This is a genomic window from Ruegeria sp. HKCCSP351, from assembly GCF_017872535.1.
GTDB lineage: Bacteria > Pseudomonadota > Alphaproteobacteria > Rhodobacterales > Rhodobacteraceae > Ruegeria.
In genome coordinates, this window is the sequence record NZ_JAEDOV010000002.1 from 148,785 (window position 1) to 164,808 (window position 16,024).

General features: G+C 56.8%; 17 protein-coding genes. 9 read left to right on the forward strand and 8 right to left on the reverse strand.

The window, feature by feature from the left end; translation table 11 throughout:
• Positions 1 to 32: 32 nt before the first annotated feature.
• Positions 33 to 941: an FAD-dependent thymidylate synthase gene (thyX, locus tag I9182_RS04875; protein WP_209503397.1), complete on the reverse strand. Its 909-nt coding sequence runs from the start codon at positions 939 to 941 to the stop codon at positions 33 to 35.
• 176 nt (positions 942 to 1,117) lie between these two features.
• Between thyX and I9182_RS04880 the strand changes: the two genes are divergently transcribed.
• From I9182_RS04880 to I9182_RS04890, 3 genes are read left to right on the forward strand one after another with little or no spacing between them, the layout of a single operon-like run.
• On the forward strand, positions 1,118 to 1,546 hold the full coding sequence (locus tag I9182_RS04880; RefSeq protein WP_209596913.1) for a VOC family protein: 429 nt from the start codon (positions 1,118 to 1,120) through the stop codon (positions 1,544 to 1,546).
• Entirely contained in the window at positions 1,543 to 2,244 is a 702-nt protein-coding gene (locus I9182_RS04885; protein ID WP_209596915.1) for a DUF1194 domain-containing protein, read from the forward strand. Before I9182_RS04880 ends, I9182_RS04885 begins: the two co-directional genes overlap by 4 nt.
• Positions 2,241 to 2,954 (forward strand): DUF1194 domain-containing protein, encoded by a 714-nt coding sequence (locus I9182_RS04890; RefSeq protein WP_209503391.1) that lies wholly within the window; start codon positions 2,241 to 2,243, stop codon positions 2,952 to 2,954. Before I9182_RS04885 ends, I9182_RS04890 begins: the two co-directional genes overlap by 4 nt.
• On the opposite strand, the gene I9182_RS04895 is transcribed toward I9182_RS04890, so the two are convergent.
• The 3 genes from I9182_RS04895 to I9182_RS04905 all read right to left on the reverse strand — a co-directional run bounded on the left by I9182_RS04895 (position 2,955) and on the right by I9182_RS04905 (position 4,177).
• Entirely contained in the window at positions 2,955 to 3,446 is a 492-nt protein-coding gene (locus I9182_RS04895; RefSeq protein WP_209504857.1) for a winged helix DNA-binding protein, read from the reverse strand.
• 84 nt (positions 3,447 to 3,530) lie between these two features.
• Entirely contained in the window at positions 3,531 to 3,788 is a 258-nt protein-coding gene (locus I9182_RS04900) for a succinate dehydrogenase assembly factor 2 (RefSeq protein ID WP_245220393.1), read from the reverse strand.
• A complete protein-coding gene (locus I9182_RS04905; RefSeq protein ID WP_209503387.1) occupies positions 3,785 to 4,177 on the reverse strand; it encodes a helix-turn-helix transcriptional regulator in 393 nt (130 codons plus the stop codon). Before I9182_RS04905 ends, I9182_RS04900 begins: the two co-directional genes overlap by 4 nt.
• Positions 4,178 to 4,269: 92 nt before the next feature.
• Here I9182_RS04905 and I9182_RS04910 point away from each other — a divergent pair, with 92 nt between their 5' ends.
• Together I9182_RS04910 and I9182_RS04915 are read left to right on the forward strand one after the other, a co-directional pair.
• Positions 4,270 to 5,472, forward strand: a complete 1,203-nt coding sequence (locus I9182_RS04910; protein WP_209596917.1) for a pyridoxal phosphate-dependent aminotransferase — start codon at positions 4,270 to 4,272, stop codon at positions 5,470 to 5,472.
• 2 nt (positions 5,473 to 5,474) lie between these two features.
• On the forward strand, positions 5,475 to 5,876 hold the full coding sequence (locus tag I9182_RS04915) for a hypothetical protein (protein ID WP_209503383.1): 402 nt from the start codon (positions 5,475 to 5,477) through the stop codon (positions 5,874 to 5,876).
• Here the strand turns inward: I9182_RS04915 and I9182_RS04920 are convergent.
• Positions 5,873 to 7,243 (reverse strand): MATE family efflux transporter, encoded by a 1,371-nt coding sequence (locus I9182_RS04920; RefSeq protein WP_209504856.1) that lies wholly within the window; start codon positions 7,241 to 7,243, stop codon positions 5,873 to 5,875. The two genes, I9182_RS04915 and I9182_RS04920, sit on opposite strands and share 4 nt — an antisense overlap.
• 107 nt (positions 7,244 to 7,350) lie before the next feature.
• Positions 7,351 to 8,274: a polyphosphate kinase 2 gene (gene ppk2, locus I9182_RS04925; protein WP_209503381.1), complete on the reverse strand. Its 924-nt coding sequence runs from the start codon at positions 8,272 to 8,274 to the stop codon at positions 7,351 to 7,353.
• A 121-nt stretch (positions 8,275 to 8,395) separates the two neighbouring features.
• Between ppk2 and I9182_RS04930 the strand changes: the two genes are divergently transcribed.
• Complete coding sequence (locus I9182_RS04930; protein WP_209596919.1) at positions 8,396 to 9,274, forward strand: alpha/beta hydrolase; 879 nt, start codon at positions 8,396 to 8,398, stop codon at positions 9,272 to 9,274.
• A 70-nt stretch (positions 9,275 to 9,344) separates the two neighbouring features.
• On the opposite strand, the gene I9182_RS04935 is transcribed toward I9182_RS04930, so the two are convergent.
• Entirely contained in the window at positions 9,345 to 9,953 is a 609-nt protein-coding gene (locus tag I9182_RS04935) for a peroxidase-related enzyme (RefSeq protein ID WP_209596921.1), read from the reverse strand.
• Positions 9,954 to 10,105: 152 nt separating this feature from the next.
• Here I9182_RS04935 and parE point away from each other — a divergent pair, with 152 nt between their 5' ends.
• The 3 genes from parE (at position 10,106) to I9182_RS04950 (ending at position 14,280) form a co-directional block, all read left to right on the forward strand.
• Entirely contained in the window at positions 10,106 to 12,064 is a 1,959-nt protein-coding gene (parE, locus tag I9182_RS04940; protein WP_209596923.1) for a DNA topoisomerase IV subunit B, read from the forward strand.
• Positions 12,065 to 12,079: 15 nt separating this feature from the next.
• Positions 12,080 to 12,994: an abortive infection family protein gene (locus I9182_RS04945; RefSeq protein WP_171228422.1), complete on the forward strand. Its 915-nt coding sequence runs from the start codon at positions 12,080 to 12,082 to the stop codon at positions 12,992 to 12,994.
• A gap of 314 nt (positions 12,995 to 13,308) precedes the next feature.
• Entirely contained in the window at positions 13,309 to 14,280 is a 972-nt protein-coding gene (locus I9182_RS04950; protein WP_209596925.1) for a UDP-glucuronic acid decarboxylase family protein, read from the forward strand.
• A gap of 28 nt (positions 14,281 to 14,308) precedes the next feature.
• Here I9182_RS04950 and I9182_RS04955 read toward each other — a convergent pair whose 3' ends face one another.
• Positions 14,309 to 15,148, reverse strand: a complete 840-nt coding sequence (locus I9182_RS04955) for a DMT family transporter (protein WP_209596927.1) — start codon at positions 15,146 to 15,148, stop codon at positions 14,309 to 14,311.
• Between the last annotated feature and the right edge of the window lie 876 nt (positions 15,149 to 16,024).

A 16,024-nucleotide genomic window follows, 5' to 3' on the forward strand; every position in this document is an offset into this window, starting at 1 on the left:
CGTATAGACAAAAGCTATGCAGCTTGTCGGTTCTATTTACGAATGATCGCCTCGAACTCACGCCATTCGCGCGCTGTCATCCCCGAGTTTTCCTGCGTGACCGCCTCACCTGCCAGCATGCGTTGCAGGCTTTCGACCATCTGGGCAGACAGGTTCACCGCACCCAGCCGGTAATCCTCGAACGCCTTATACGCAAACGGCACCCAATCAGCGACGATCTTGCACATCGCTTCGGCATAAACGCGAATTTCATACTGAGCATGCGGGTCGGCCCGCAGGCGCAGGAAGTGGAACAGATTGTGCAGGTCCACCTTCCAATACCACTGCGTATAAACGTTTGCGGGTAGGTTCATGCGGGCCAGTTCACGTGCAAGCCCCTGTTGCCCGTCCTGGCTGATCATGGATTCGTAATTGTCGTAGCAGCGTGTGCTGTCCGCCTTAAGGGTTTCCAATACGCGCGCGGCCTCTTCGCCTTCCAACGTTGCCCCACGGCCCTGATTGTTCACTTCGGACTGTGCCGCCACATGTTCAGGGGCGGGAATATAAAACTCGCGATCCAGAATTGAATACCGTGCCGAGTATTCATTCACATTGGCGGTCCGGTGCCGGATCCACTGCCGCGCCACGAATACTGGCAATTTCACATGCAATTTGACTTCGCACATTTCGAAAGGCGTCGAATGCCAGTGCCGCATCAGATACCGGATCAACCCTTCATCATTCTGGACGGATTTGGTGCCTTTGCCGTATGAAACGCGCGCAGCCTGACAGATGGCGGCATCGTCCCCCATATAGTCGATCACGCGGACAAAGCCATGATCCAGGACCTGATGCGCTGTGTAAAGGTGGTCTTCCATTCCCGCCGACACAACTCGACGCGTGGGATGCGATTGCGCGCGTTGCGCGTCGATCTCGGCCTGTTGATCAGGGGACAGCGGCATCGAATCTTCCTTTCTGGCAATGAGTCGCCTGCTACTATATATCGCCGATCCCGGCACAGGAACCGCGATATATGCCGCAGCGGACGCAAAAAACAAATTGCTGCTGAGGGCTCTATCGACACATCGAGGCGGAGCGCTAAGCTCTTGGCAATGTGAGTCGAAAAAGGATGGCCGAAATGGCGCTGAAATATCTTCACACCATGGTCCGCGTGAAGGATCTGGAAAAATCCATGGCGTTTTACGAGCTTCTGGGTCTGAAAGAAACACGCCGGTTTGACAGTGAAGCCGGGCGATTTTCTCTGATCTTCATGGCCCCTCCGGGACAAGAAGACGCGCCGATCGAGTTGACGTACAATTGGGACGGCGATGACGAGTTGCCCGCCGACAGCCGTCACTTCGGCCATCTGGCCTACGGTGTCGATAATATCTACGAGGTTTGCCAACATCTTCAGAACAACGGCGTTACGATCAATCGCCCGCCAAGGGATGGTCGCATGGCTTTCGTTCGATCGCCCGACAATATCTCGGTTGAGCTTTTGCAGAATGGCGAAGCACTCGAACCAGCCGAACCCTGGGCCAGCATGGAGAGCAGTGGTCACTGGTGATCCGTTGGCTGATAGCGTTTGGGCTGGTCGTTCAGGCCAGCCCTGTCAAGGCCGAGCAATGTCGCTTGGCGCTGGCCTTGGCGATGGATATTTCCGTTTCAGTCGATGAGGCCGAAGATGTGTTGCAACGGCAGGGGTTAGCCGCCGCCTTGATTGCACCCGAAGTGCAAGAGGCCTTCTTTTCTTCACCGATGCCCGTTGCCCTGGCGGTATATGAGTGGAGTGGCCGCTCAACCCAAAATGTCGTCCTGAACTGGACAATGATCGATGACGTTGGTGATCTGCTGTTCGCATCCAGTCAGGTCAGTCAATCCGTCCGATCTGACAGCGGATCGGCAACAGCTATGGGCTATGCGCTGGCATACGGTGCAAGTCTTATGGAGCAAGCGCCGCAATGCTTGTTTCAAACCATTGACCTGTCCGGCGACGGCACGAACAACGATGGCTATGGGCCGCAGATCGCCTATCGGCACTTTCCCTTCCAAAACACTGTCGTGAATGGGCTTGTGATCAACGCGGCGGATTTCGAGGGAGAGCTGTTCTTGATCCCTTTCTTCGAAAATAACGTCCTGCACGGGCCCGGCGCCTTTTTGGAAATTGCCACCGGGTTTGAAGATTTCGAGCGCGCCATGCGAAAGAAACTGAAACGAGAACTGAGCGGTCTGCAAATCGGAGCATTGCGGATTGAAGGCCCATGATACGTCGCGTGATCGTCTTTCTGGCTTGCCTGATTTCAGGACCTGCCCTTGGCGAGTGCCGCCAGGCCCTTGCGCTAGGGCTGGATGTGTCGGGTTCGGTCGACAGCCGGGAGTACAGGCTGCAACTGGACGGGCTGGCGTCGGCCCTGAGCCGCCCCGAAGTCAGCCAGCTGATGTTGTCGGACGGTGCAACCTCCTTGCGTCTGGCGATCTACGAATGGAGCGAGCGGGGACATGAACGGATGCTGCTGGAGTGGACAGAAGTACGGTCCCCCGCCGACCTGATCGCAATCAGTGATCGTTTGATTCGAACCTCGCGCAGCGCAGCGCCGCAGGGAACGGCGCTAGGGTCGGCCATGTTATTTGGCTCTTCCCTGCTTGATCAGCAAAGGGGGTGCTGGCGCCGTACGCTGGATCTGTCCGGTGATGGCAAACATAACATCGGACCGCATCCACGTGATGTGAAAGCCAGTTTGCGACATGACGGGATCACAATTAACGGGCTGGTGATCGGCGCCGACGATCCGAAAGAAGGTGATCGGAGATATGTTCAGGTCGGTGAACTTTCAGCTTACTATTCAGCCTGGGTCATTTTGGGGCCAAACGCGTTCGTAGAAGTGGCGCTGGGCTTCGAAGCGTATGAAGAGGCCATGACCCGCAAACTTCTTCGCGAGTTGGACAGCCTTGTCCTGTCTGACGCCCGCCACTGATCAATAAATATACCGTATCTGATCCGTCCAATACCGTTCGACGCGACGCAGCGAACTGGTGATATCCTCGATGCCTTCAAGCCCAAGCACCCCCCTGCCTTGCAGACCTTCTGCGTGACGCGCAAACAGCTTGGACACGATATTGCGGATTTCCCTGCCTTGCGGCGTCAGGCGCACGCGAACCGAACGGCGGTCAATCTCGCATCTTTGGTGGTGCATGTAGCCCATCTCAACCAGTTTCTTGAGGTTATAGCTGACATTGCTGCCTTGATAGTATCCACGGCTTTTCAGTTCGCCTGCCGTGACTTCGTGATCACCGATATTGAACAGCAACAACGCCTGAACCGCATTGATTTCCAAAACGCCGACGCGCTCAAACTCATCCTTGATGACATCCAGCAACAACCGGTGCAGACGCTCCACCAGGGCCAACGCCTCAAGATAGCTGGCTATGAAGCCCTTGGTCTCTGGTGTGGAGACCTGCATTTCCATACTCATCCGACCCTCCGATTCAGTCGCGCTGTTTGACACACGATGAACCGAAATTCCGAAAAATCGGTTAAACAGAACTTTGCCTTATTTCTGAAAGGTTTGCGCTATGTCTGCAATCAGGTTGGCAAATCGCGCCGGAGGCTGCACCTGCCCTGTGACCCATTGATAAAGGTCCTGGTCATTTTCATGCAACAGCGCGTCATAGACATCCAGCCCGGCGGTATCCATGTCGGCCAGATTGCGACCGGCATAGGCTGACAGGATAATGTCCATCTCTTTGATGCCGCGTCGCATCGACCGCATTTGCATGCGTTTGATGCGCACATCCCGGGGTTCGCTCAATTCTTCTGCTCCAGCATCTGACGCATTTTCTTTTCCAGACGCGCTGCGCGTTCGGAACATGTGCGCATTTCCGCACGAATGGCGCGCAGTTCGGCCACGGCCGAGGACAGTTCCATGCCGCCTTCGCCTTCATCCACGGGCGCATCCATGCCTTCGCCCTCGCCGGTCAACAACCACATGATCGAGACATTGACCATGCCCGCCATCATTGACAGCCTGTTGGCCCGGGGCTCGGACAAATCATTTTCCCAATCCGAAATTGTTGCCTTTTTGACCCCAAGGCGCCGCGCCAGTTGCGCTTGCGTCATTCCCGCGGCTTCTCGTGCGCCGGCCAGGCGGTCTCCGAATGTAGCAGATTCCGGACCGTACCAGTCGTTTTCGTCATTCATTCGGGTCTCCAATTCACTTTATCTATACGGCTTGATCGTCACTCGGGCGCACCCTATGACAGTCAGGCTGAACATACAAACCGAGGCCGAGCATGAGTTTTCTGTCTGCGACACTGTCACGCGTCAAACCTTCACCCACCATCGCCATGACAGCCAAGGCAGCCGAGCTGAAGGCCGCCGGGCGTGATGTCATCGGGCTAAGCGCCGGTGAGCCGGATTTCGACACGCCCCAGAACATCAAGGACGCCGCAGTTGCGGCCATCGCAGCAGGCAAAACCAAATACACCGCACCGGACGGTATCCCAGAGTTGAAGCAAGCGGCGTGTACCAAGATGAAACGTGATCACGGGCTGGATTATTCACCAGCCCAGATTTCGGTCGGGACCGGCGGCAAGCAAACGCTCTACAATGCCTTGATGGCGACGATGAACGAAGGCGACGAGGTGATCATCCCTGCACCGTACTGGGTCAGTTACCCCGATATGGTGCTTTTGGCCGGGGGCACCCCTGTTGTGGTCGAGACGACGCTGGAAAACAATTTCAAGCTGACCTCAGAACAACTGGAAGCCGCCATCACGCCCAAGACGAAGTGGTTCATCTTTAACTCGCCTTCGAACCCGACGGGCGCTGGGTATAGCCGGGCTGAACTGAAGGCGCTGACCGATGTTTTGATGCGTCATCCGCATGTCTGGATCATGTCGGACGACATGTACGAACATCTGGCTTATGACGGGTTTGAATTTTGCACCCCGGCCGAAGTTGAACCCGGTCTATTTGACCGGACGCTCACCTGCAACGGGGTTTCAAAAGCCTATGCCATGACCGGTTGGCGCATCGGGTATGCCGCCGGCCCGGTCGAGATCATCGCGGCCATGCGCAAGATCCAGTCGCAATCAACTTCGAACCCCTGTTCGGTCAGTCAATGGGCTGCTGTCGAGGCCCTGAACGGAACTCAGGATTTTCTGGCCCCGAATAACGAGACATTCAGGCGCCGACGCGATCTGGTGGTTCAGATGCTGAACGAGATCGACGGTGTCACCTGCCCGACACCTGAAGGGGCCTTCTATGTCTATCCGTCTATCGCCGGACTGATCGGGAAAACGACGCCCGCTGGGACGGTCCTTGTAGACGACGAAGCCTTTGCAACCGCACTGCTGGAAGAGGCCGACGTTGCCGTTGTATTTGGTGCCGCCTTTGGCCTGTCGCCGAATTTCCGTGTCAGCTATGCTACGTCTGACGCGGCACTGACCGAAGCTTGCGGCCGCATCCAGCGCTTTTGTGCTTCCCTGAGGTGACCATGACCGCCGAACTACCCGAGTATTACTTTCGCATACGTGAAAACGGTGCTGCGGTGTTTCGGATCGATACCGAAAACCGTCAGCGCCGGATCGAGATGGACCAGATTGCCGTCATCAATATCCGCAATGGCGAGGTCAAGCCGCACGGGCAGCGGACGCTGTCTGACCGGGATCAGGCCGAAATTACCCAATGGATGGAAGAGCGCCGGGCCCTGCTGGCCCAGCGTGACATCGACGATATTCATCGCGCAGTCGACTATCTGAACCTAACCACGCAATGGGCGCAGTCCAAGGCAAGCGACACGCAGCTAGAGGATGTGACAGACAGGTTACTGATGGCCATGCACGACCTGCGTACGGTACTAGTACGAAAAAAGGCAGATCGGCTGGACAAAGACTAAGCAGGCTCGGCCGATGCCTGTATCTGCTGTACCGAATGCATCCAGAACCGGGTCATGAGAAGCACGGCCGCGAAGGCGAGACCAAGCACTAGCCCCAGCCAGACGCCGATGCCGTCCATATGACGGACAAAGCCGAAATAATACGACGCAGGAATCCCCACGACCCAATAGCTGAGCGCCGCCATGACCATTGGGATCTTGGCATCCTGCAACCCGCGCAACAGGCCCAGCGCAATCACCTGCGCGCCATCAACCAGCTGAAACAACGCCGCCACGGCAAGCAATCCGGTTCCGATGGTCAGGATTTGCCCCCGCTGCGGATCATCTGCTTCCATGAACAGAGAAATCAAAGGCTCGGCGCAGGTCAGAAACAGGATGATGGTTGCCACTGACATGACCAGCGACATGCCAGTCACAGAGATTGCGCCCTTTTCCAAATGCGCCCTGTCCCGACGGCCCAGCGCATTGCCAGCCCGGATGGTCGCCGCATTTGATAACCCCAGGTGAACCATGAATGTGGCCGAAGCCAGGTTCAGGGCGATCCCATGCGCAGCCAGCGGGACTTGACCCAGCCAGCCCATCATCACCGCAGAAGTCGCGAACAGTGAAACTTCGGCCAATGTGGTCAACCCGATGGGTACACCCAGCTTCCATACGCTGGCAAACATCTCCCAATCCGGTCGCCAGAACCGTTGGAATAGGCTATGCTCCGGCAACGTCCGGACCACATAGATAACGACCGCGATCAGCGAAACAACTTGTGTCGTAATCGAGGCGGTTGCCGCCCCTGTCACGCCCAGTTCGGGAGCGCCCCAGTTGCCGAAGATCAGCGCATAATTGGTCAGCCCGTTCACAGCCGCCGCCGCAATCGTGATCCATAAAACGATCTGTGTTCGCTCCAATGCTGCCAGATAGCTTTTCAACACCATCACAATGAGAGCCGGAAACAATCCCCAACCGGCAACTCGCAGATATTCGGCTGCGGTTTCAGCAACTTGCGGTTCCTGCTTCATGGCGATCAGGATCGGATAGGACCACCACAGCAAGGGCATGACAACCACGGCATACAGCAACGACAACCACAGACCCATCCGGGTCGAGCGGCGAATGCTGGTTTCGTCCCCTTCCGCCGCTGCTGTGGCAACCATGGGCATCACGGCCCAGCCAAACCCCGCACCAAACAAAAACAACACGAAATAATAACTGTTGGCCAAGGTAACAGCCGCCAACGCCTCGACCCCGTACCAACCCAGCATGATGGTGTCGGTCAAACCAATTGCGTATTGCGCCAGATGACCGCCAACCAGTGGCAGACCAAGAACGGCAATAGCCCGAAAATGGGCCGGATATGTCATCACCTTTGTCATCGCTCCAGCCATATGCGCGGCTTTGGCGCGGGACAAGGGCGGATCGGCAATATTTCACATTGAGACTTTGATGCCCAACCGTTTCCTGTGGCCGGGCATCTTTGCAATCAGCGGGCGTCGGGGTGCAGAGCCGTACCCAGAATATGCTCGGAGCGGTGAATAACGTGATGCGCCTGCCCTACGATCAGCGGATCAGGCTCGCCCACGATATCGTGATCCTTGCCAGGGTAATCCAGCGAGGACAGGAAGTGACGCATACAGTTCAGGCGCGCGCGTTTCTTGTCATTCGACTTGATAATCGTCCAGGGTGCGTCAGCCGTGTCCGTGTAAAAGAACATGGCTTCTTTCGCCTCGGTATAGTCGTCCCACTTGCTGAGGCTTGCCTTGTCGATGGGCGACAGTTTCCATTGCTTCAAGGGGTCGGTTTCGCGGCTTTTGAAACGGCGCTGCTGTTCTTGCTGCGTAACCGAGAACCAATATTTGTATAGCTGAATGCCCGAGCGCACCAACATCCGTTCCAACTCGGGCGTTTGCCGCATGAACTCAAGATATTCGTTGGGTGTGCAGAACCCCATAACCCGTTCCACACCCGCACGGTTGTACCAGGACCGGTCATAGAACACCATTTCGCCTACGGTCGGCATCTCCTGAATGTAGCGCTGGTAGTACCACTGGCCTTTCTCTTCCCAGGTGGGTTTGTTCAATGCAACGACACGGGCCTGACGCGGGTTCAGGTGCTCCATGAACCGCTTGATCGTACCCCCTTTGCCGGCCGCATCGCGCCCTTCGAACAACAACACAAACCGCTGCCCCGTTTCCTGCGCCCACAGCTGAACCTTTAATAATTCGGCCTGCAACCCGGCTTTCTGCGCCTCATACGTGCCTCGCGCCATCTTGCGCTCGTACGGATACTTTCCACTTTCGAACGCCTGCCGGATTTTCTCGGGGCTGGGTGCTGATGGGTCCGCGCTGTCGGCAGGTGCCGGTTTGATCTGAGTAAGTTCCGCTTTGTTCGTGGCAATGGCGTCCATGCATTCTGTCCTTTTCTACTGTCCTGAAGGGTGGCTAGCAGAAAGCTCGGAAATGCGCTTTGATTGGTGTCAAATAGATGCCTCAAAAACCCATGATTTCCAGCGCGGATCACTTGCTCCAATGCTAACGTCTTTTTTTAAGCTGAACGGCCATTCTTTCCACGTCAGGACATGGGGCGACAAAGCCGCGCCACCACTATTGATGCTGCATGGTTTCCCTGAATTCAGCGGCGCCTGGGCTGATCTTGCGCCTCATCTGGCAGAACGCTTTTATTGTATTGCTCCGGACCAGCGCGGTTATGGCCAAAGCTGGTGTCCCGAAGGGGTGCAGAACTATACCCTGTCGCAACTGGTCTCAGACGTGGCCGCACTGATTGAAACCTGCGGCGCGCCTGTTGCGCTGCTGGGTCACGACTGGGGCGCATCGGTGGCTTATGGCGTTGCCGTGTTCCGCCCGGAACTGGTTGATCGGTTAATCATTGCAAACGGCGTACATCCGGTGCCGTTTCAACGCGCCATGGCCTTGGGTGGCGCACAATCCACAGCCTCGCAATATATCAATCTGCTGCGGGCACCTGATGCCGCACAAAAACTGTCCGAAAACAACTTTTCGATGCTGGAACAGTTCTTTCGCCACGGTATGGGGCTGGATTGGTTGACCGAAGCTCGCATGGCCGACTACCGCACTGAATGGGCCCGACCCGGTCGGCTGCAGGCGATGCTGAACTGGTACAGAGCCTCTCCGTTGGTTGTCGCCAGACCCGGTGTCCCCGCGACAGACCTGCCTGACCTGCCGCTCGACCGGTTGCATGTCAGGTGTCCGCACTTGTTGATTTGGGGGCCGGATGACAAAGCCCTTTTACCCGAAGCCACTGAGGGGCTGGAGGCGTTTGCCACCCACCTCACCCGTGTCACGATCCCCGGGACCGATCATTGGTTGCATCATCAAAACCCGAGGGCCGTGGCGCAGGCCATTCTGGAATGGACTGGTCTGACGTAATCAGGCCCCGCCCGCGCGCAACGGCAAGCCAGGCAGCCTTTGTCGCAGCGCCAACGATATCTTTAGCACCTTACCGATGCCCCCAGTCGTCAGGGTTGTCAGAATTGTTGGGCGACAAGCCCAATTCATCACCATCGGTTGAGCACCCAAGCCCCAGAACCGTCCGGTTTGCATATGAAAAGTAGGAGCAGACCTGATTGATCTCGAGGATTTCGCCATCATCCCACCCCGCGTTGCGCAGGGCGGTGATGTCCGCTTCGACCAGATCGCCCGGCGCTTCGGTCAGCTTGCGGGCATAATCCATCGCAGCCATTTGCGCCGCATCCAATGGCGCGGCCAAGGGATCGCGCGCCTCAATCGCTGCCCTGATCGTGTCGCCGCGCGCCGCGTCACCCAGCAAGCGCTGAAGACCTGCAAAGTGATGCTCGACGCAATAGCCGCACCGGTTCAGCGAGCTGACCCAAACCCCCAGCACTTCCAGAAACCATTTCGGTATCTTGTTGCCCGAATGATGCAGCACCGCCTTGTACATGGCCATATGGCCTTCCATCGAATGCGGGCGAAGGCTGTGTGCCATCATGATGTTGTCTACGTTATTGTTCGGCCCGGTCACGCGCTCGTAGAGTTTCTTCAACTTTCCAGTCGCTTCTTCGAACGGAACGGTTCTGATCCAGCTCATTTATTCACCTCCGCTTTACCGGGATCAAAGGACTGGTTATCTGCACGGATTGCAAGCGGCTTGACAGAAAATCCACAACACCTCGCGTCCCTCTTCCCCCGGACCACATCACCTGCCATAATGGCGGAAACCCAAAAACAAGAGCAGCACCCATGCCCGAAGATCTGTTGACGCCCAGCGCCACTTCTACCTATGACGCCTCCTCGATCGAGGTGCTCGAAGGGCTGGAACCGGTTCGCAAACGCCCCGGCATGTATATTGGCGGCACAGATGAGCGTGCGCTGCACCATATGTTGGCCGAAATCCTCGACAACTCGATGGACGAGGCGGTGGCAGGCTATGCCAACCGGATCGAGGTCGAGCTGCATTCCGACTACGCCCTGACCGTCCGTGACAACGGGCGCGGTATCCCGATCGACCCGCATCCGAAATTTCCGGGCAAGTCCGCGTTGGAGGTGATCCTGTGTACCTTGCACGCGGGTGGCAAGTTCTCGGGCAAGGCCTATCAGACCTCGGGCGGCTTGCACGGGGTTGGTGCGTCGGTGGTGAACGCGCTGTCTGATTCGATGGTCGTGCAGGTGGCGCGGGACAAGCAGCTATATGAACAACGTTTCTCGCGCGGTATCCCACTTGGCCCGGTCGAAAAGGTTGGCGCGGCCCCGAACCGGCGCGGCACAACGGTGACCTTCCACGCCGACCCGGACATCTTTGGCCATCACAAGTTCAAACCCGCGCGGCTGTTCAAATCCATCCGTTCCAAGGCCTATCTGTTCTCGGGCGTCGAAATTCGCTGGAAAACAGCCATCGATGACGGTGAAACCCCGCTTGAGGCCTCGTTCCACTTTCCCGGCGGCCTTTCGGATTACCTGAAAGAGACGATGAACGGCTCGTCCACCTATGCCGAGCAGCCCTTTGCGGGCACCGTCGATTTCAACGAGAAATTCGGCACCCCCGGCAAGGTCGAATGGGCGATCAACTGGACACCGTCGCGTGACGGGTTCATCCAATCCTATTGTAACACCGTCCCCACCCCCGAAGGCGGCACCCATGTGGCTGGATTCTGGGCTGCGATCCTCAAGGGGATCAAGGCCTATGGCGAGTTGATCAACAACAAGAAAGCCGCGCAGATCACCCGCGACGACCTGCTGACAGGTGGCTGCGCGCTGGTGTCGTGCTTTATCCGCGAGCCGGAATTCGTGGGCCAGACCAAGGACCGTCTGGCCACGGTCGAGGCGCAGCGGCTGGTCGAAAACGCGGTCCGCGACCATTTCGACAACTGGCTGGCGGCTGATACGAAATCCGCCGGCGCGATCCTCGACTTCCTTATCCTGAGGGCCGAAGAACGCCTGCGCCGTCGGGCCGAGAAGGAAACACAACGCAAGTCCGCCACTAAGAAACTTCGTCTTCCCGGCAAGCTGGTGGACTGTTCCAGTTCAACACGCGACGGCACCGAATTATTCATCGTCGAAGGCGATTCTGCGGGCGGCTCGGCCAAAATGGGTCGTGACCGCAAAACACAGGCCCTGCTGCCCCTGCGCGGCAAGATCCTGAACGTGCTGGGCGCGGCCAGTTCCAAGCTGGGCACCAATGCCGAGATCAACGACCTGACCCAAGCGCTGGGTGTCGGGCTTGGCACCAAGTTCAACGTTGACGACCTGCGCTATGACAAGGTCATCATCATGACAGACGCGGATGTGGACGGGGCGCATATTGCGTCCTTGCTGATGACGTTCTTCTTTACCCAGATGCGCCCGATGATTGACGCGGGCCACCTGTACCTGGCCTGCCCGCCTCTTTACCGCCTGACCCAGGGCGCCAAACGCGTCTATTGTCTGGACGAAGCCGAGCGGGACGAGTGGCTGAAGAAAGGTCTGGGTGGCAAGGGTAAGATCGACGTGTCCCGCTTTAAGGGTCTGGGCGAGATGGACGCCAAGGACTTGAAAGAGACCACGATGGACCCCAAGTCCCGGAAATTGATCCGGGTCACCATCGACGAGGATGAACCCGGCGAAACCGGCGATCTGGTCGAGCGTCTGATGGGCAAAAAACCCGAACTGCGGTTCCAATATATTCAGGAGAACGCGAGGTTTGTTGAGGAGTTGGATGTTTGAATTGGAAGATTTCGATTGGAAAAGATCACAAGACAAATTCGAAATAATATCTTTGATGGTCTCAGATTAGAGCGGATATTTTACGCTGGCGAACTTGGCGACGTAGATTTTTTGGGCCGCCTTTACGACTTGCGTGAGCTCCCAAGTTACGATCAACGGTTCAAAACTGCTGACCAAGATATTTGGCAGCATTGTGAGAACAACAACGATTGGCCAATAGACTGGGTGTTTGCGGACGCTAGGTTTAATCTACTTGGCTGTTCTGATGACGCCTTCTTACGCTTTCTGTGCGAGACAGTTCACCCTGTCGTTCGACCTGACGCCTTCGAGGCGGCAAAGATCGTCGGCCACTATAATGATCAATTGGGCCGAGCAAGCTGGAAGCTAGTTGAATCTCAAAAGATTGCGGGAAGAGCCGTCTTCATCGCCCAGCGAACCAACGAGTTTCACAGCCAGATTCAGCGAGCAAGCACCGTGGCAGAAAAATTGTCTTCCAATTGGATGCAAGCCGAAATCAGACGGATTCAAGACTCTATCGAAACTGACCCAGCCTTGGCAATCGGAACTGCGAAGGACTTAGTCGAATCTTGCTGTAAGACAATCCTTGCACAACTGCCAAATGCAGATGCTCCGCAAAAATCTGATGATTTACCGACACTCTCAAAAAAACTCTGCAAAGCCTTGGCGCTAGTTCCTGAGGGTGTCCCAAAAGAAGCAAAGGGAGCGGGCAGTATCAAAAGGACGCTAAGCAATCTAGCATCTATTACAAAAGGAATATCAGAATTGCGCGGTTTATACGGCTCAGGGCATGGGCGCGACGGAAAGCACATTGGCCTCGAACCAAGGCACGCGAGGCTTGCAGCTTCCTGTGCAATAGCATTTGTGGATTTCGCTACAGAAACCTATTTGCAACGCCATAAGGATAGCTGAGGATAAGCCTTCTTGTGACCTTGGGAAAGCAAGCGTTTGATGGGGGCTCGCACCCATCCATTTCCCCGCGTCAAGATGGGAACAAACACCCATCCTACTTGATCACAACCATCGCGCCTGCCCATGCGAGCGAATAGGGTGCGTGTATGATGCTTTGCATCATGCATCGGGTGGATTGGACAACACCCCAACACCACACGCGCCCTCAAAAAACCAAAATCTACTGCAATTCAAACATCTTCGGTTTACTAATCAGATCAAGACCCGGCTTCCCCGTGACAAGCTGGCTTGGATTTAACGATTAAGGATTTGCAATGGCCCGCCTTTATGACAGTCGAAAACGTGTTCTCGTAACCGGTGGGGCCGGATTTCTGGGCTCGCATCTGTGCGACCGGCTTCTGGATCAGGGGCATGAGGTTTTGTGCGTCGACAACCTGTTCACCGGCACCAAGCGCAATATCGACCATCTGCACAGCAACCCGCGGTTCGAGTTTATGCGCCATGATGTGACCTTCCCGCTGTTCGTGGAAGTGGACGAGATCTATAACCTCGCCTGCCCGGCCTCACCCGTGCATTATCAGCACGACCCGGTGCAGACGACCAAGACCAGCGTGCATGGCGCGATCAACATGCTGGGTCTGGCGAAGCGGCTGAAATGCAAGATCTTTCAGGCCTCGACCTCTGAGGTCTATGGCGACCCGACCATCCATCCGCAGACCGAAGACTATTGGGGCAACGTCAACCCGGTTGGGCCGCGGTCCTGTTATGACGAGGGCAAACGCTGCGCCGAGACGTTGTTCTTTGATTACCACCGTCAGATGGGGCTTGAGATCAAGGTCGCCCGCATCTTCAACACCTACGGTCCCCGAATGCACCCCGCCGACGGGCGCGTTGTGTCGAATTTCATCATGCAGGCCCTGACGGGCGAGGCGATCACCATCTTTGGCGACGGCACGCAGACCCGGTCATTCTGCTACGTGGATGATCTGATCGAAGGGTTCATCCGCCTGATGGACACCGGCAAGGAGGTCACCGGCCCCGTCAATCTGGGCAATCCCAACGAATTCTCGATGAACGAGCTGGCCCGCGAGGTGCAGGCGCTTGTTGGCGCGGAAACCCCCATCAGTTTCAGGGAGTTGCCCGAGGACGACCCGAAACAACGTCAGCCCGATATCACGCTGGCGCGGACCGTGCTGAACTGGGAACCCACAGTGCAGCTGAAGGAAGGGTTGGACGCAACGATCCGGTATTTCCGGGCGCTTCAGTCAGAAGGCGCAGCCGGATAACGGGTCTCGCCATCGCACGCGGACCGGGTCAGACCGCCGTGCCGATCAGCGCGACGCCAATCGCCATGAGGACCGCGGCGCCCAGGCGTCGCATCCAGTTGCCTTCTTTCAGGAAAATGAACCCGATCAGCGCCGCAAAGATGACCGAGGTTTCCCGCAGGGCCGAAACCGCCCCCAGCGGCGCAAAGTTCTTGGCGTAAAGCACCAGACCATACGCTGTCATAGAAACCAGCCCGCCTAAAAGGCCCGTCATCCATATTCTGGCTGGCAGGTCTTTCAGGGTGGCGCGTTTCCTGACCCCGATAAACCCTGCAATGAACAGGTGCAGAAAGGCCCCCCACGCCCAATAGCTGAGCGTATTGCCTGACAGCCGCACCCCGATGCCGTCAACAACCGAATAGATCGAAATGCAAAACCCGGTTCCCAGCGCGAATCCCAGCGCGCTGCGCCCGACGCCCGAACGCAGCGCGGCCCAGCTGCTCAGCTGAATGCCAACCGCGATCAGGGCGATCCCGCCCCAGGCCTGCCAAGGCAGAACTTCGCCCACCAGCGCCATCGCCCAAAGCGAGACCAGTGCCGGAACAATCCCGCGTGCTATGGGGTAAACCACACTCAGATCGCCATGCTGGTAAGCCTTGCTCAGCATGAAGTAATAGCCGAAATGCACGACGGTCGAGAGCAGGATATAGACAAAGCTCTGCGTGTTCGGCAGGGGCAGCACCAACACCATTACCGCCGCCGGCAACACCTGACCCAACGCGACCAGACCCAGCATGGTGGTGCGGTCCGCTGCCGTTTTCACGATGGCATTCCATACGGCATGCAGCAGCGCCGCCGACAGAATAATCAGAATGACGAACAGGGTCATACCCGAACCTTTCCCGCAGAATTCGTGCGTAAAAAGGGTCTTTGGCCCCATTTCACTTGGGCGTGGTGTCTGCCAAAACCGGGATTTTTGTCAAGCGGGATTCCAGTGGTTAAAGTACCGCCACTGTCGGGGATGTGTCCGCAAGCCGCTCCTGGTTTCGTACTGTGCGCCGGTGTCTGGTAAGAAGTTACAACTGCACGTGATCCCGGTTGCAGGCAGCGTGCGACGTTCTAAGATCGTGCACATGAGTTTTGTGACTGACAACCAATTGCCCCTGCTTATCCTGTTTTTTCTGTCAGGATCGATCGGCACCGCCTTTTTGTTCCGTAAACCAGCAGGGCACAGGGCATGGAAACTGGCCGATCTGGTCTGGGTCGTGCTGGGTGGTATCGGCGCATTGGTGGCTGTTCTGGCGGGGCTTTATACGTCGGACAGTTCGCGACTGGATCGCCAGATTGATGTAGCCTACGCCGCAACATTGGCATTCGACCGGGATGCCGCACGGTTTCGTCTGCGTTTCTGCGACCCTGCTTACGATCCTGATACGGCAGTGCTGTGCGACAAGGTTGAATTTTTGTCGGCATCAACTGCCAGCAACTCGGAATTGCCCCTGTTCATCGCCGTAACCAACGAAGTGGCCCCCCTGCAGGGACTGCACTTCCTGTTCGGAAGTCAGGGCAAAGATGAAATGGACGAGCTGCGGGATATGACGGCTAAAGCTGATGCTTTCGATATCGACCAGTTCCTCGTTTTCACGTCTCTAGACGACAAAACCCAGGTGGCCATAGACAACATGCGCCGCAAGGTGCCCGCGATTGCCGGAGATTATCAGATCCTGGCACAAAGCTATGACGACCTGATCCAGCAAGTCGGCAA

Excerpts from the sequence above, each read along its gene's own strand:
- I9182_RS04930 (WP_209596919.1), top strand. The coding sequence starts at position 8,396 with ATGCTAACGTCTTTTTTTAAGCTGAACGGCCATTCTTTCCACGTCAGG.
- I9182_RS04890 (WP_209503391.1), top strand. The coding sequence starts at position 2,241 with ATGATACGTCGCGTGATCGTCTTTCTGGCTTGCCTGATTTCAGGACCT.
- I9182_RS04920 (WP_209504856.1), bottom strand. The coding sequence starts at position 7,243 with ATGACAAAGGTGATGACATATCCGGCCCATTTTCGGGCTATTGCCGTT.
- ppk2 (WP_209503381.1), bottom strand. The coding sequence starts at position 8,274 with ATGGACGCCATTGCCACGAACAAAGCGGAACTTACTCAGATCAAACCG.
- I9182_RS04910 (WP_209596917.1), top strand. The coding sequence starts at position 4,270 with ATGAGTTTTCTGTCTGCGACACTGTCACGCGTCAAACCTTCACCCACC.
- I9182_RS04880 (WP_209596913.1), top strand. The coding sequence starts at position 1,118 with ATGGCGCTGAAATATCTTCACACCATGGTCCGCGTGAAGGATCTGGAA.
- I9182_RS04950 (WP_209596925.1), top strand. The coding sequence starts at position 13,309 with ATGGCCCGCCTTTATGACAGTCGAAAACGTGTTCTCGTAACCGGTGGG.
- I9182_RS04895 (WP_209504857.1), bottom strand. The coding sequence starts at position 3,446 with ATGGAAATGCAGGTCTCCACACCAGAGACCAAGGGCTTCATAGCCAGC.
- I9182_RS04955 (WP_209596927.1), bottom strand. The coding sequence starts at position 15,148 with ATGACCCTGTTCGTCATTCTGATTATTCTGTCGGCGGCGCTGCTGCAT.
- I9182_RS04905 (WP_209503387.1), bottom strand. The coding sequence starts at position 4,177 with ATGAATGACGAAAACGACTGGTACGGTCCGGAATCTGCTACATTCGGA.
- parE (WP_209596923.1), top strand. The coding sequence starts at position 10,106 with ATGCCCGAAGATCTGTTGACGCCCAGCGCCACTTCTACCTATGACGCC.
- I9182_RS04915 (WP_209503383.1), top strand. The coding sequence starts at position 5,475 with ATGACCGCCGAACTACCCGAGTATTACTTTCGCATACGTGAAAACGGT.
- I9182_RS04935 (WP_209596921.1), bottom strand. The coding sequence starts at position 9,953 with ATGAGCTGGATCAGAACCGTTCCGTTCGAAGAAGCGACTGGAAAGTTG.
- thyX (WP_209503397.1), bottom strand. The coding sequence starts at position 941 with ATGCCGCTGTCCCCTGATCAACAGGCCGAGATCGACGCGCAACGCGCG.